Genomic DNA, 13,383 nt, shown 5'->3' with positions numbered 1-13,383 from the left:
GGGCCGTGTGTTCGGCTGACGCCCCCGCGGCAGGCCCGGCTCGTGTCCGGATCACCGGTCCGGCCGCACGTCGGTGACCGGCCGGGCCGTACATCGGTTTACGGCTTCGGACAACCGAACCGGACGAGGAGTGAACGATGGTTCTTGGCGTCGGCGGAGTGCCGGGAGGCGGGCAGCGCGGGACGCCGGTCGCGGGCGGAGCGCGGCCCCGGGGCAGAACGCGGCGGGACGTGACGCGCAGGCTGCTCGCCTCGGCCGTCGGCGTGGCGCTCGCCCCGGTGGCCGCGGCCTGCGGACGGCCCCCGCACACCCCGGACGACGGCCGGCAGGCCGGCGCCTTCGACGAGACCTACCGTGGGCGCCACATCCGCGGTATCGAGGTCCGCACCTCCGGCCGGGCCACCGCCGCCCAGTGGGCGGTCACGATCGACGGCCGCCCCCTGCACCTGATGCGCCGCGCCGACGGCAGCTGGCTGAGCATGGTCGACCACTACCGCTCGTACGCGACCCCGCTCGCCGCGGCCCGTGGCGCGGTCGACGAGCTGGGCCCCGACGAGCAGGTGCGAGACCTGGCACCGGGACCGATGGGCGGCGCACCGGGGCACGGGGGAGGCGGGCATGGCGTACACGCGTAAGAACGTCAGCAAGCTGACCCGCACCGAGCGGCGCCGGTTCGTGGACGCCCTGCTGGAGGTCAAACGGCGCGGTGAGTACGACGAGTTCGTGCGGATGCACATCACGTACAACACCCCCGACGGTGAACGCGGGCTGCGCACCGCCCACATGACGCCCTCCTTCCTGCCCTGGCACCGCAAGCTGGTGCTGGAACTGGAGCGGGCGCTGCGCCGGGTGGACGCGTCGGTGACGGTGCCGTACTGGGACTGGACCCGCGACCGCACGCCCACTTCGCTGCCGTGGACCGACGATCTGATGGGCGGCGACGGGCGGCGCTCGGACCGGCAGGTGATGACCGGTCCGTTCGCCTACCGGGCCGGCCACTGGAAGATCACCGACGGCGTGACCGACCGGCAGTACCTCACCCGCGACCTCGGCCGTGCCCGGAACCCGATCCAGCTGCCCACCGCTCATGACCTGGAGTCGGCGCTGGCCGACCCGGTCTACGACACGGCGCCCTGGGACTCGACGGTCACCAGGGGGTTCCGCAACAAGCTGGAGGGGTGGGGGCAGGGCCGGGGCAGCGTCTCCTGGCACAACCACAACCGGGTGCACCGCTGGGTGGGCGGAGTGATGGTCGGCGGCGCCTCCGTCAACGACCCCGTCTTCTGGCTGCACCACTCCTTCGTCGACCTGCAGTGGACCCGCTGGCAGCAGCGCCACCGCGAGCACCGCTACCTCCCGGCCGAGCCGCCCGGCGCGCGCGACGCCCAGCACGGCAGGATCGTGGCCCGGCACGAGCGACTGCCGCCGTGGGACGTGACGCCGGACCAGTTGGAGGACCTGAGCGGGATCTACCGGTACGAGTGAGGCCGCGTTGCGGCAGACGTCACACAGGAGGAGCGCCGGTGTACGAGACACCGGCGCTCCACCCCGGGTCCGGGGCTTCGTCAACTTCCCGTACGTGCCCATGCGTTCGCTTCGCCGTTCGAGGTGTCACACGTCCCGCTGAAAAGCCGGCGACACGGCAACCCGCCACTCGGTCCAGGCTCCCCCTTGATCAAGTCTGTGTCTTCTGCGAAGGAGACGCCCCCGTGCGAATTTCTGACATTCAGCGCTGCGAAGTCCGGCCCGGCCGGCTCGTCGAGTGGACGTTCAGGCCGGCGACCGTCGCCGCCGCGGCAGCGCTGCCGCCGGATCCGCGGCCGCCGGCGTACATCCAGGAGTCGCACATCAGAACCGCCCGGTCGGTGCGCGAGGACGGACTGTTCGTGCCGACCTGGATCGGCGCGGCGTTCGATCTGCCGGGCCGAGGCGAACTCGACGCGCTGGAGCGGGCGTTGCGTGGCTGGACGCTCAGGCACGAGACGCTGCGCAGCGGCTTCCGGTGGGCCGGCGACGACATGCACCGGTTCACGCTCGACGAGGACGACGTGTCGCTGCGCCGCGAGGTGGTCGGCGACTTCACCGACGCGGACACCCTGACCCGGTACCTGCAGGACCGGTTCGACGTCGCGGCGGACGCGCTCGGCTGGCCGAACCTCATCTACGCGGCGGTGGTCCGTGACGATTCCGCCAGCGTGTACCTGGCCTTCGACCACACCAACGTCGACGCCTACTCCCTCCAGCGCATCCCGGACGAGATCCGCGAGTTGTACCTGGCGGGCCGCGGGGGCCGCGCGGGCCGGTCCGTGGCCGATCCCGCCGTGGGCAGTTATGTCGACTTCTGCGAGCTGGAGCGGACGAACGCCGACGGCATCGACGACACGCACGCGATCGTCGCCCGCTGGCGGGAGTTCATCGCCCGGTGCGACGGGAAACTCCCGGACTTTCCCGTCGACCTGGGTCTGCGGCCCGCCGGCGTACTGCCCGCCCAGCAACTGCTGCGCGAGCCGCTCGTCGACGCGGACGCCGCCGCCGCGTTCGAGGCGTACTGCCGGCCCTACGGCGGCAGCATGGTGGGCGTCCTGGCCGCTACCAGCGTCATCGTGCACCAGCTCGGCGGGCAGCCGGTCTACCGCACGGTCGTGCCGTTCCACACCCGGGTGAGATCCGCGTGGTCGGACTCCGTGGGGTGGTACGTCGGCGGCGCGCCCATCGAGGTGCCCGCGGCGGGGGACTTCGACACCGCGCTCGCCTCGGTCCGCGCCGAGTTGCAGGCCAACCGGTCGCTGGCGCGGATTCCGCTGCCCCGTGTACTGCGGCTGCTCGGCGCGGACTTCCGGCCGACCTCGCCCGACCTGTACTCGATCGTCTCGTACGTCGACGGCCGCGTCGTGCCCGGTTCGGCCCGCTGGACCGAGCAGAAGGCGTACGGACTGATCCGGGTGTCGTACGGCGACCAGGTGTGTGTCTGGGTCAACCGGCTGCACGAAGGCCTGTGGCTCGCCTGCCGTTACCCCGACACCGACCTCGCGTACAAGAACATCCGGCGGTACATCGAGGCGCTGCGGGACCTCGTCGTCTCCGTGCCCGCACCCGATCGCATCCGGGCCGCGGAACCGACCTTCTCGTAATACAACTGCCTTTTCCTGCATTCGTGTTGGTGGGCCGACGGGCAACCCGCGGCAGAGCGGCGGAAGTTGTCGTCGTCCAGAAATGCATTCGCGCTCATGTCCCCTTTTGGACACGGATATCCGCCAAAGTGGAATACCGAGTATCGCTACTGCTAGTGTTCAGCCAGTCACGGTAGGCAATCAGCCTCGACGTACGAGCAAGAAGAGCCGAGGGTTCCATGCGCAAGCTTCAGCAGGTCGTGATCGCAGCAGTGGCGGCCGGCGGTCTGTCCGCCGTCGGCGGCGTCACCGGTACCGCCTACGCTCACGGCGGCGGCGGGCTGGAGGTGAACGACCTCTACCGCCCCTACCAGGAGTGCAGCCCGCAGACGGTGGCCGACGGCAACCTCCCGATCGGCGTGCTCGGTCTCGCCCAGACCATGGACACCACCTGCGGCCAGTTCAACAACGCTTTCACTGGCTGAGGTCGACGGCGTCATCGCGTGCGACGCCTTCCGCGGAACCCTTCGGGCCACCTCCCGGAGGGTTCCGTGCACGCCGGGCCGGTTGCCTGAATCTCAACAAAGGAAACGCATCACATGCTCAGTAGGAAGAAGATCGCGGCTGTTTCGGGGCTTGTTGGCGGCCTCGCCGTGACCTGCGCCGGTCTCACCCAGGCGTACGCCGCGGCCGGTCCGGGCGTCTGCACGCGCGACCTCCAGGGCAACGTCAGCTGCATCCAGCGGATCCAGGGTGAACTGCCCGAGAACGGTGTCATCCCCCACCAGGAGAACTGCATGCCGGTGCAGCCCCTGTTGCTGCCCGCCGCCCTGGGCAACGGGACGATGCGGATCGGACCCGAGGTGACCTGCAGGGGTGTGACGCCCGACAGGGGTGACAAGCCGGAGGTGTCCGACCTGTTGGGCTGAGCCTCCGGGCGGAACCTTCCGGCACAACCTTCCGGCGGAATTCTCGCCGTAATGCGACACGACGTGTGGAGAAGATCCCAAATTGCTACCGATCGTGTGTATATGCTCACACTAAGTAGTCAAGCCAGGGCTTCGTGCCCGGGTAAGAAAGGGTCAAACCATGCGTAAGTTTCAGCGCGCCGCAGTCGTAGCCGCGGCGGTTGCGGGTCTGTCCGCCCTCGGCGTCGGCGTCAGCTTTGCCGGCGGCTACGACGACACCCCTCCGCAGATCAACGCGGTGGCCAACTCGTCGGCCAACGCCGTGGCCACCTGGGGCGGTTACTTCACTCCCCAGCCGGGTGACGGCGGCCACAAGGACGCTGCCGCGCCCGAGGAGGGTTACGGCCAGTACTCCGCTCCGGCTGAGGGCGGCGGTCAGCAGCAGCAGCAGTAAGAACCCCCCAAGGTCTCGATGCGCACGTGTGAGCGCGCTGCGGTCGTAGCGCATCGGTACCCCTTTGGAGCACGACATGCACATCCCACGAACTGAACGTCCCTGTCCTGGATCAACTCGGACTGTTCGCCGGTGTGCTGAGTAATACCCCATGGCGAAGGCAGCCCGGACGCGCGGCAGACACCTCAGGGTGCGCGTCCGGGCTGCGGCTGTGTCGTCGCCGGGCGCACCTGACGATGCGTCGAGGCGCTGGGTCCCACGTTCGGCTTTCTCCAAGGCCCGGGTGCACGCCGGTCGACGGCGTCGGCGCCCGGGCCTCCAGTGCAAAGGAACGCAAGTCATGTTCACTCGGCAGAAGATCGCGACCGTCTCGGGGCTTGTCGGAAGTCTCGCCGTGATCTGCGTCGGCGCCGCGCACGCGCACGCCGATGAACCCAGGAGCGAGTGCCGGAACACCGTTCTGGGTGACACCATCTGCATGCGCAAGAGCGAGACCCACGACGACAAGCGCGGCACCCACGGCATCAAGCAGACGCGGGACTGCTCGGTCAGCGACCGTCCGCGCGTGGTGTTTCCCGACGACGACCTGCTGGGCGGCGGAACCAAGAACGTCGGGCCGGCTGTGGACTGCTCCAACAAGGTGGAGCTGCCCAAGGGCTTCAAGAAGCCTCAGATCAAGAAGCCCCAGATCCCGAAGCTGAAGTTCAAGAAGCCCCACATCGGGTTCTGACGACCGACAGCGAAATGCCGGACCGGGATCGTCCCGGTCCGGCATTTCCGCTTTGCGTGGCCGCAGAGGGATTTCTGGCGACATGGAATTCCCCGGTGCCCCGGCCAGCGGCCGGGACACCGGGGAAGGATTCCTACTTGCTTTCCTGCTTACTTTCCGACGCCGTTGTTGCAGCCCATGCTCGAGCCGAGGGACGACTGCTGCGCCCCCGCGTTGCCCTCGCCGTTCAGCAGGTTGCCGCCCAGGCCGTTGGCGATGCCGACCTCGCCGAGGACGTCGACATTGCCGTCGTGCGACCTGCAGGTGGTGCTCTGCAGAACGCTGAAGCGGTCGCTGTCGCCGCCGCCCTTGCGCCAGCCCTGGTCGGCGTGGGCGGCGCCGGCGCTCAGGAGGCCGATGCTCCCGAGGGCGGCGACCAGGACGGCAGCCTTGCGGAGCTTGTGCATGTCATCTCCGGTGGGGTGATGAAGTGGATGCGATCCGTGACAGATCGACTTCGTACGGTTATGGAGGTTAATACGAAATAACCAAGGCCAATCGACGACGCGCCGAATTCGGAATTCCTGTCACTCTTAATGCCTATACGCGCACAGAAAGGAACCGGCCCCGAGCCTTGGACTCGGGGCCGGTATTATTTCCCGCTTTTAGTCGCCCGTGCGACCGTGCCCTCAGAAGGCGCTGTTGTTGCAGCCCATCGTCGAGCCGATGTGGGTCGACTGGGCACCCGGGTCGCCCTCGCCGTTGAGCGCGTTGCCCAGGAGGCCGTTGAGAATGCCGACCTCGCCGAGGACGTCCAGGTTCAGGTCGTGCGACTTGCAGTTGGAGCTCTGCAGGACGCTGAACTTGTCGCTGCGCTCCCCGCCCTTGCCTCCCCAGCCGTCCTGGCCGGCGTGGGCGGTGCCGCTCATGAGGGCGATGCTGCCGACGGCCGCGACCAGGACGGCAGCCTTGCGAAGCTTGTGCATGTCATCTCCGGTGGAGTGAAGTGAGTTGCGATCTGTGGCAGATCGACTTCTTACAGTTACGGGAGGTTAATCAGAAATATCTCAAAACGGACATCGACGCGCCGATTTGATGATCTCCGAGCAAAAGCACCCGAAAGCCGCAACGCATGCGAACGGGCCCTTCGGGGCGATCCCTGAAGGGCCCGTGACGGGCGTCGATGTCTGGCTTGTCCCGTGTCCCCAGGGCCAGTTGACCTGGTGTGCGACGCCGGTCCGAGGGCGGAAGGGTCCTAGTGCGCGGTCGCGTGGGCGAGGGCGTTCGACTGCACGTTGGACTGGCCGCAGTCGATGCCGTGGGTGTCGGCGGCGGCGAGCACGGCGACCGGGACGGCCGCGTTGAGCAGGGACTGCGGGCTGCACTCCTGGGACGGGCGGAAGAGGTTGCTCTGCAGGGACGAGGAGTCGCCCTGCCCCGGGGTGGCCTGCGGGCTGATCTGCGGGCTGATCGACGGGCTCAGCGTCGGGTTGACCTGCGGGGTCACCTCGGCGCCGCGCTGCGGGGCCTGCCGGGCTCCGTAGGACTGCGTGCTGGCCTGGGCGGAAGTGGCCGAGTCGGCCTGGGCGTCCAGCTGCGAAACGGGGGGCGGAGCGGCGCCGTTGTAGCCGTTGTAGGCGGGAGCCGCGGCGGAGCTGGGGCCGGCGCCGACGGCGGACAGACCCCCGGCTGCTGCGACGACGAGCGCGACTTGCTGAAGCTTGCGCATGGAACCCTCGGCCCTTCATTGACCTGTGCACGGAACGTGTCGGAATACTGGTGTCTCAGTGCAGCGGTTGCGGTTCTTGCTGCCCTGGGCGGCTGCGATGGACCATCGCTCTGTCCTCGTGGGGAACGACACAACTGCGGAGCCGGATACGGGTGTCGGGCCCCGGTCACCCATTTGCCCCAGGGGTGTGCGCGCCTCGGCATCGCGTTTGGAACTCCCCTGCGATCCTGACCTGACACGTCCGTCCGTCAATGGCAAACGGGTGACGGAGTTCTGGGCCCCGTGACCGGGGTGGGGGAAATGTCGTTGCCAGCTGGGAGAGGGCAGCGATCATGGATCACGGAGGGGTAAAGGGAGTTCGCTGCCAGCTCTGGCGTAAGTCCGTGTGCAGCCTGTGAGTTACCTCTGTAACGGCGCAGTACGACGATACGAACATCGGGCTGAGCCACACGAGACCGCACCGAATACAACGGATTTCCCTGTTCAGGTATTGAAGGGCCGAGGGTTCCATGCGCAAGATTCACAAGGCCGCGCTCGTCGTAGCGGCGGCCGGCGGCTTGTCCGCCATCGGCGCCGGCGTCAGCCATGCCGACACTCCCGTCGGATACGGCGGTGGTGCCGCTCCAGCGCCGGCTCCCGAGTACCCTGCACCCCCGTACGCGGCTCCCCAGTACGCGCCACCGCAGTACGCGGCTCCCCAGTACGCGCCACCGCAGTACGCGCCACCCCCGTACGCGGCTCCCCAGTACGCGCCACCGCAGTACGCGGCTCCTCAGTACCCGCCGCCCCCGCCGCCCGGTCCGCAGGCCGCGGCGTCGGCCAACTCGCGGGGCGTCGCGCAGGTCGCCGCTCCGCAGCCGTACGCCCAGCCGGTGATGCCGCCTCCGCCTCCGCCCGCGCCGCCGCAGCAGACCGGATACGCCTCCGCGACGGCCACGTCGGGTGGATCCGCGCAGGCCTCCAACTCGCCGTACGCCCCGCAGCAGGCCGCCCCCCAGGCCGCCCCCGTCGCCGCGCCGCAGCCGGCGGCGCAGGTCATGCCCCAGGTCAGCCCGCAGTCCGCGCCGGAGGTCATGCCGCGGGTCGCCCCGCAGGTCGCCGTGCCCCAGACCTTCGGTGCGACCGAGGCCCCGCCGCGTGTCGCCCCTCAGGTGAACCCGCAGGTGAACCCCCAGGTGAACCCGCTCGTCAATCCGCTGGTCGCAGGGGCCGGCACGCCGCAGGTTCCCGGGCTCGGCCTCGGACAGGTCGCGGCGCCCCCCGTCGGCCAGCTGGGTCTTCCCCGCCTCGGCTGACCGCTCCGCCGCGTTCCGCCGCCCCCTCTCGATCTGCTGCAGATCGCATCCGCCAGACCATCGGAGAAGTAATGCGCACGTTTCACAAGGCCGTCCTCGTGGGCGCCGTTCTCGGCAGCGTCGGCACCTTCGGCGTCAACCCCGCCTCCGCACACGGCGAGCCGGGCCATGATCTCGACGTCACGCAGGGCATCGAGTGCCGCTCGCACGACATGAACATCGATGTGCTCGGCAGCGTCGGTGCCGTCAATGGCCTGGCGGGCAACCTGCTGAACGGCGAAGGCAACCCGGGCGCGCAGCAGAGCCACCTCGGCTCGGACATGGGCTGCAACAGCAAGGCGCTCTGACCGCTCGCGCCGCACGCCGGAGTTGTACGGCTCCGGCGGCGGACAGACGGCGCCGGACCCTCCCCGCGAACACCGGGGCAGGGTCCGGCGCTCTTCTGTGTGCGGCCGATCGCTCCGTGTGTCGCCCCGGCGTCGCCCTGAACGACGAAAACGCCCTCCCGGAGGGAGGGCGGAAACCGGCGCCCCCGGCAGGACTCGAACCTGCGGCCAAGCGCTTAGAAGGCGCCTGCTCTATCCACTGAGCTACGGGGGCCTGGTGTGGCGGCCTCGTGCCGGGTGCCCCGAAGAGGCTGATCCCTGACGTTGCCCGGAGACAAGGATAGGGCTCCCGGTTCCCTGACCCTGTCGCTTCGCCTCCGTGGCTCGATGTGGAGGTTCGGTGAAGCGGTCCTGATAATCGCAGGCAGGTGCGATTCGTGCATCGCTTTTGGCCTCCGACGCACCGGGTGTTGTGCACTCGTTATGCCTCGACTGGGCCCGTGTCCCAATGGTTCCTTCCGTCCGTTCTGTCCCCTCGGCGCGCAGACATGTCTATATGCTTCAGAATTCCCCTAAAATTGGGCATTCTTCGCATGTGGTGACCTTGGACGTACGGCCTCAGCTGCTCGACACACTCTCCGCTCTGCGCGACAGTGTCGCCGCCACACGCTTTCCGCTGCCCCTGCCCGGGGCCGCACGCGCGCGTGCCAACCGCGACGAACTCCTCGCGCAGCTCGACGACTATCTCGTACCCCGCCTGCGAGAGCCCGAGGCGCCGTTGCTCGCCGTCGTCGGCGGGTCCACCGGCGCGGGCAAGTCGACGCTCGTCAACTCCCTCGTCGGCAAGCGCGTGAGCGAGGCGGGCGTGCTGCGGCCGACGACCCGGACGCCGGTCCTCGTCTGCCACCCGGACGATCATCACTGGTTCAGCGGGATGCGGGTGCTCCCCGAGCTCACGCGCGTGTGGGCGCACCAGCAGGACCCCGTCGACGAGCTGCTGCTGCCCGATCGCGAGACTCCCGCGCGCGTGCTGCGCATCGAGACCACCGACACCGTCCCGCGCGGACTCGCCCTCCTCGACGCCCCCGACATCGACTCGCTGATCGCCGACAACCGTGTCCTCGCCGCGGAGCTGATCTGCGCCGCCGACGTCTGGATCATGGTCACGACGGCGACCCGCTACGCCGACGCCGTCCCCTGGCACCTGCTGCGCACCGCCAAGGAGTACGACGCCACCCTCGTCACCGTCCTGGACCGGGTACCCCACCAGGTGGTGGCCGAGGTCTCCCGGCAGTACGGCGCCCTGCTCACCAAGGCCGGGCTCGGCGACGTACCCCGCTTCACCGTGCCCGAGCTGCCCGAGTCGGCGTGGGGCGCCGGGCTGCTGCCTGCCAGCGCCGTCGCGCCCCTGCGGACCTGGCTGGTGCACCACGCCCAGGACCCCGCCTCCCGGCAGCAGGTGGTCGCCCGCACGGCGCACGGCCTCCTCGACTCGCTCAAGTCGCGCATGCCCGAGCTGGCCAGCGCCGTCGCCGCCCAGTACGCGGCCGCCCTGCGGCTCACCGCCGCCGTGGACACCGCCTACGACAGCGAGCACGCGCGCGTGCGCGGCCGTCTGCAGGCCGGCGCGGTGCTCGCCGGGGACGCGCTCAAGCGCTGGCGGGCCTTCCCCCTGGACTGCACTCCCGGGGAACTCCTCGACGCGCTCGTGGAGAGCCTGGCCGCCCTGCTGCTGTGCTCCGTCACCGCCGCCGACGAGCGGGTCGAGGAGGCCTGGCGACACGAGCCCGCGGCCGGCGCCCCGGCCCTCGCCGGCCGTGACCACTCCCCGGAGAGCGCCGAGCACCGCATCGGCCTCGCCGTACGGCGCTGGCGGCGGGAGCTGGAGGAGTACGCCGAGGACGAGGTGCGGGTGCTGGAGCGCACGTCCGCCCCCGACCCCGAGGTCGTCGCCGCCGTCGTCGCCACCTCGCTGCTGGGCGGGCGCCGGACGCGCAACGTGGGCGAGGGGCTCGCCGACAAGCTCGGCGCCCATGGCGCGCTACGGCTGCGGGACCGGGCGGCGCGCCTGCTGGCCGACTACGTGGACCGGGTCATGCAGGCCGAGCGCGAGCGGCGCCTCGCCCCGCTGGACGCCCTCGGTGTCAACCCCGGTCCCCAGGCCGAACTCATCGCCGCGCTGTCCGTACTGCAGAAGGAGAGGTGACCGGTGACGGCCGCCACTGATCAGGACCACAGGGAGCACACCGACCGCATGGCGCGTACCGAGCACAGCGGTCACACGGATGCCGAGGTCAGGAGACCAATGGAGCGTGGCGACCTGCTCGGGGAGCTGCCGCCCCCGAACTCGGGCGTGCCCGGCGACGCCGGCGCCGGGCCGGAGGACGGTACCCCGCCCGGTCCCGCCGCCGCCCCCGGGAACCGGGCGGACGGCGCGGGCAGGGATTCCGAACCGCCCGCCTCGGCGACGGCCGCGGACGCGGCGAAGAACCCGGCCGAGGCCGACGACCAGGGCGGTGACCCGGGTGCGGCCGCGGGCAGGAGCGAGGACCGCGAGCAGGGGCGGCACACGCGCGTGGGGGGCACGGACGCGGGCCACGAGCCACAGATCCGCGCGGTGCCCGCGAAACCGGCCGGCGAGCGCGACGCGCGCGTGACGGACCAGGGCGGGGACGGGCCCGTGCAGGGGAAGAGCGCCGACGCGCCCGTCCCGGACAAGCCCCCGGGCAGGCCCGCGCTCGCCCAGGGCACGGACGCGGGGGTGGCGGACCGGGGCGCGGGCAGGCCGTTGCCCGGCAAGGGCACCGAAGCCGAGGGCGCGGGGCGGGACGGGGCTGCGCTCGGCACGGACGCGGACCGGGGCGCGGGGCGGCAGAGGCCTGTGGTGGGGAAGGGTGCGGACGCGCGCGTGGCGGACAGGGCGCCGGGCAGGCCGTTGCCCGGCAAGGGCACCGAGGCGGGGGTGGTGGACCGGGGCGCGGGGCGGGACGGGGCTGCGCTCGGCACGGATGCGGACCGGGGCGCGGGGCGGGAGAGGCCTGTGGTGGGGAAGGGTGCGGACGCGCGCGTGGCGGACAGGGCGCCGGGCAGGCCGTTGCCCGGCAAGGGCGCCGAGGCGGGGGGCGCGGGGCGGGACAGGGATGTGGTCGGGAAGGGTGCCGACGGGCGGGTGGCGGAGCAGGGCGCGGGCCGGGACAGGTCCGCCCTGGGCAACGGCGCCGGCGCGGGGGTCGGTCAGCGCTCCCGCCCACCGCACCGTACCCCCCGGCAGCCCGGCCCCAGCGACGAGGCGACCCCCCGCCGCACGCCCGACATCGGCACCGCCGACCCCGACCCCGGCACCCACATGCACGCCGACGCCGACGCCGACTCCGCGGAGACGTGGGACGACGGCCTCATCGCGCGGCGTGTCACGGACGCCGGGGCCGCCGCGCTCGCCGCCGAACGCGAGACCACCAGCCGGGGCCTGGGCAGCAACCCGCCCGCCCCGCTGGCCTACGACGGCCCGCTGCGCTCCCGCCTCGACGCCCTGCGTGAACTCGTCGGCCTCTCCCGCGCCCGGCTGGACAAGCGCACCCTCGCCGAGGCCGGCCGGGTCCTGGACGAGGCGGCCGCCCGCCGCAAGCTCTCCGGCCGGCACACCGTCATCGCCATCGCGGGCGCCACGGGCAGCGGCAAGTCACAGCTGTTCAACGCCCTCGCCGGCGTGGCCATCTCGGAGACCGGCGTACGGCGCCCGACCACGGCCGCCCCCATCGCGTGCAGCTGGAGCGACGGCGCGGCGGGCCTGATCGACCGGCTGGGCATCCCGGGGCGGCTGCGCCGCCGCCCCGTGCACAACCCGGACACCGAGGCGGAGATGCGCGGGCTGGTCCTGGTCGACCTGCCCGACCACGACTCCGCCGCCGTACAGCACCGCGAACAGGTCGACCGGATCCTGAAGCTGGTCGACGCGGTGATCTGGGTGGTCGACCCGGAGAAGTACGCCGACGCCATCCTGCACGAGCGCTATCTGCGCCCCATGGCCGGCCACGCCGAGGTCATGTTCGTCGTCCTCAACCAGGTCGACCGGCTGCCCGGGGAGGCCGCCGACCAGGTCCTGGACGATATGCGGCGACTGCTGGACGAGGACGGCGTCGCGCTCGGCGAGCACGGCGAGCCGGGCGCGACCGTGCTCGCGCTGTCCGCGCTCACCGGCGAGGGCGTCGGTGAACTGCGCGAGGCGCTCGGCCAGTTCGTCGCGGAGCGTGGCGCGGCGGCCCGCCGGGTCGCGGCCGACGTGGACGCCGCCGCGGCCGAACTGCGGCCCGTCTACGCCGCCGAACGGCGGGTCGGTCTCAGTGAGGAGGCGCGCGAGGAGTTCGCCGCGCGGCTCGCCGACGCGGTGGGCGCCACCGCGGCGGGAGAGGCCGCCGAGCGCGCCTGGCTGCGCAACGCCAACCGCGCCTGCGGCACGCCCTGGCTGCGGCTGTGGCGCTGGTACCAGGGGCGCGGCGACTCCACGACGGGCCGCCACGCGGTGCGCACGCAGGCCGACGAGGAGGCCACGGCACGGCAGCGCGTCGAGCAGGCGGTCCGCACGGTGGCCGACCGCGCCTCGGCCGGGCTGCCGGGGCCGTGGGCACAGGCGGTGCGCGAGGCGGCCGTACGCGGCTCGCAGGGGCTGTCGGAGGCGCTGGACGAGCTGGCGGCGCGGGCCGGACTGCCGCCGGGCCGGCCGCGGGGGGGGGGGGGGGGGGGGGGGGGGGGGGGGGGGGGGAGGGAGGGGGGGCCGGGGGGGGGGGGGGGGGGGGGGGGTGGAGGACCGGGGGGGGGGGGGCTTGCCTCTTCCATGGGAGGGGGGGAGACGGCG

Annotated in this window: 14 protein-coding genes and 1 tRNA gene; 11 read left to right on the top strand and 4 right to left on the bottom strand. The window is 71.6% G+C overall.

Annotated features, from left to right (window positions below):
* The first annotated feature begins 137 nt into the window (after nucleotides 1–137).
* The 7 genes from ACZ7GZ_RS04185 to ACZ7GZ_RS04155 all read left to right on the top strand — a co-directional run bounded on the left by ACZ7GZ_RS04185 (nucleotide 138) and on the right by ACZ7GZ_RS04155 (nucleotide 5,202).
* A complete protein-coding gene (locus tag ACZ7GZ_RS04185; RefSeq protein ID WP_471020809.1) occupies nucleotides 138–635 on the top strand; it encodes a tyrosinase family oxidase copper chaperone in 498 nt (165 codons plus the stop codon).
* Nucleotides 619–1,485 carry a tyrosinase family protein gene (locus ACZ7GZ_RS04180; protein ID WP_471020808.1) on the top strand — a complete coding sequence of 289 codons (867 nt, stop codon included), beginning with the start codon at nucleotides 619–621 and terminating at the stop codon, nucleotides 1,483–1,485. The genes ACZ7GZ_RS04185 and ACZ7GZ_RS04180 overlap by 17 nt, the downstream gene beginning before the upstream one ends.
* A 224-nt stretch (nucleotides 1,486–1,709) precedes the next feature.
* Nucleotides 1,710–3,131 (top strand): condensation domain-containing protein, encoded by a 1,422-nt coding sequence (locus ACZ7GZ_RS04175; RefSeq protein ID WP_471020807.1) that lies wholly within the window; start codon nucleotides 1,710–1,712, stop codon nucleotides 3,129–3,131.
* 218 nt (nucleotides 3,132–3,349) lie between these two features.
* Nucleotides 3,350–3,595, top strand: a complete 246-nt coding sequence (locus tag ACZ7GZ_RS04170; protein ID WP_471020806.1) for a hypothetical protein — start codon at nucleotides 3,350–3,352, stop codon at nucleotides 3,593–3,595.
* 114 nt (nucleotides 3,596–3,709) lie between these two features.
* The gene (locus ACZ7GZ_RS04165; RefSeq protein ID WP_471020804.1) at nucleotides 3,710–4,039 is read left to right on the top strand and encodes a hypothetical protein; all 330 of its coding nucleotides are present in this window, start codon (nucleotides 3,710–3,712) and stop codon (nucleotides 4,037–4,039) included.
* 160 nt (nucleotides 4,040–4,199) lie between these two features.
* Nucleotides 4,200–4,472 carry a hypothetical protein gene (locus ACZ7GZ_RS04160; RefSeq protein ID WP_471020802.1) on the top strand — a complete coding sequence of 91 codons (273 nt, stop codon included), beginning with the start codon at nucleotides 4,200–4,202 and terminating at the stop codon, nucleotides 4,470–4,472.
* A 340-nt stretch (nucleotides 4,473–4,812) separates the two neighbouring features.
* Entirely contained in the window at nucleotides 4,813–5,202 is a 390-nt protein-coding gene (locus ACZ7GZ_RS04155; protein WP_471020800.1) for a hypothetical protein, read from the top strand.
* A 149-nt stretch (nucleotides 5,203–5,351) separates the two neighbouring features.
* Here ACZ7GZ_RS04155 and ACZ7GZ_RS04150 read toward each other — a convergent pair whose 3' ends face one another.
* From ACZ7GZ_RS04150 to ACZ7GZ_RS04140, 3 genes are all read right to left on the bottom strand, one after another.
* The gene (locus tag ACZ7GZ_RS04150; RefSeq protein ID WP_471020799.1) at nucleotides 5,352–5,648 is read right to left on the bottom strand and encodes a hypothetical protein; all 297 of its coding nucleotides are present in this window, start codon (nucleotides 5,646–5,648) and stop codon (nucleotides 5,352–5,354) included.
* Between the two features lie 222 nt (nucleotides 5,649–5,870).
* Entirely contained in the window at nucleotides 5,871–6,167 is a 297-nt protein-coding gene (locus tag ACZ7GZ_RS04145; protein WP_471020798.1) for a hypothetical protein, read from the bottom strand.
* A 269-nt stretch (nucleotides 6,168–6,436) separates the two neighbouring features.
* The gene (locus ACZ7GZ_RS04140) at nucleotides 6,437–6,910 is read right to left on the bottom strand and encodes a hypothetical protein (protein ID WP_471020796.1); all 474 of its coding nucleotides are present in this window, start codon (nucleotides 6,908–6,910) and stop codon (nucleotides 6,437–6,439) included.
* A 509-nt stretch (nucleotides 6,911–7,419) separates the two neighbouring features.
* Between ACZ7GZ_RS04140 and ACZ7GZ_RS04135 the strand changes: the two genes are divergently transcribed.
* Both ACZ7GZ_RS04135 and ACZ7GZ_RS04130 read left to right on the top strand, forming a co-directional pair.
* On the top strand, nucleotides 7,420–8,205 hold the full coding sequence (locus ACZ7GZ_RS04135; RefSeq protein ID WP_471020795.1) for a hypothetical protein: 786 nt from the start codon (nucleotides 7,420–7,422) through the stop codon (nucleotides 8,203–8,205).
* 71 nt (nucleotides 8,206–8,276) lie between these two features.
* Complete coding sequence (locus tag ACZ7GZ_RS04130; protein WP_351245773.1) at nucleotides 8,277–8,552, top strand: hypothetical protein; 276 nt, start codon at nucleotides 8,277–8,279, stop codon at nucleotides 8,550–8,552.
* Nucleotides 8,553–8,732: 180 nt separating this feature from the next.
* Here the strand turns inward: ACZ7GZ_RS04130 and ACZ7GZ_RS04125 are convergent.
* Nucleotides 8,733–8,805 (bottom strand) — tRNA-Arg (locus ACZ7GZ_RS04125).
* Nucleotides 8,806–9,126: 321 nt separating this feature from the next.
* On the opposite strand from ACZ7GZ_RS04125, the gene ACZ7GZ_RS04120 reads away from it, so the two are divergent.
* Together ACZ7GZ_RS04120 and ACZ7GZ_RS04115 are read left to right on the top strand one after the other, a co-directional pair.
* Entirely contained in the window at nucleotides 9,127–10,737 is a 1,611-nt protein-coding gene (locus tag ACZ7GZ_RS04120) for a dynamin family protein (RefSeq protein WP_471020794.1), read from the top strand.
* A gap of 1,140 nt (nucleotides 10,738–11,877) precedes the next feature.
* The coding region (locus ACZ7GZ_RS04115) for a YfjP family GTPase (RefSeq protein WP_471021230.1) at nucleotides 11,878–13,383 on the top strand (1,506 nt) is incomplete at its 3' end.

Source organism: Streptomyces sp. NPDC037288 (genome assembly GCF_055603265.1).
This window is presented reverse-complemented; position numbering and strand designations above follow the sequence as displayed.

Coding starts and splice junctions, on each gene's coding strand:
- ACZ7GZ_RS04180 (WP_471020808.1), top strand. CDS start 619: ATGGCGTACACGCGTAAGAACGTCAGCAAGCTGACCCGCACCGAGCGG.
- ACZ7GZ_RS04150 (WP_471020799.1), bottom strand. CDS start 5,648: ATGCACAAGCTCCGCAAGGCTGCCGTCCTGGTCGCCGCCCTCGGGAGC.
- ACZ7GZ_RS04160 (WP_471020802.1), top strand. CDS start 4,200: ATGCGTAAGTTTCAGCGCGCCGCAGTCGTAGCCGCGGCGGTTGCGGGT.
- ACZ7GZ_RS04165 (WP_471020804.1), top strand. CDS start 3,710: ATGCTCAGTAGGAAGAAGATCGCGGCTGTTTCGGGGCTTGTTGGCGGC.
- ACZ7GZ_RS04135 (WP_471020795.1), top strand. CDS start 7,420: ATGCGCAAGATTCACAAGGCCGCGCTCGTCGTAGCGGCGGCCGGCGGC.
- ACZ7GZ_RS04155 (WP_471020800.1), top strand. CDS start 4,813: ATGTTCACTCGGCAGAAGATCGCGACCGTCTCGGGGCTTGTCGGAAGT.
- ACZ7GZ_RS04185 (WP_471020809.1), top strand. CDS start 138: ATGGTTCTTGGCGTCGGCGGAGTGCCGGGAGGCGGGCAGCGCGGGACG.
- ACZ7GZ_RS04140 (WP_471020796.1), bottom strand. CDS start 6,910: ATGCGCAAGCTTCAGCAAGTCGCGCTCGTCGTCGCAGCAGCCGGGGGT.
- ACZ7GZ_RS04170 (WP_471020806.1), top strand. CDS start 3,350: ATGCGCAAGCTTCAGCAGGTCGTGATCGCAGCAGTGGCGGCCGGCGGT.
- ACZ7GZ_RS04145 (WP_471020798.1), bottom strand. CDS start 6,167: ATGCACAAGCTTCGCAAGGCTGCCGTCCTGGTCGCGGCCGTCGGCAGC.
- ACZ7GZ_RS04130 (WP_351245773.1), top strand. CDS start 8,277: ATGCGCACGTTTCACAAGGCCGTCCTCGTGGGCGCCGTTCTCGGCAGC.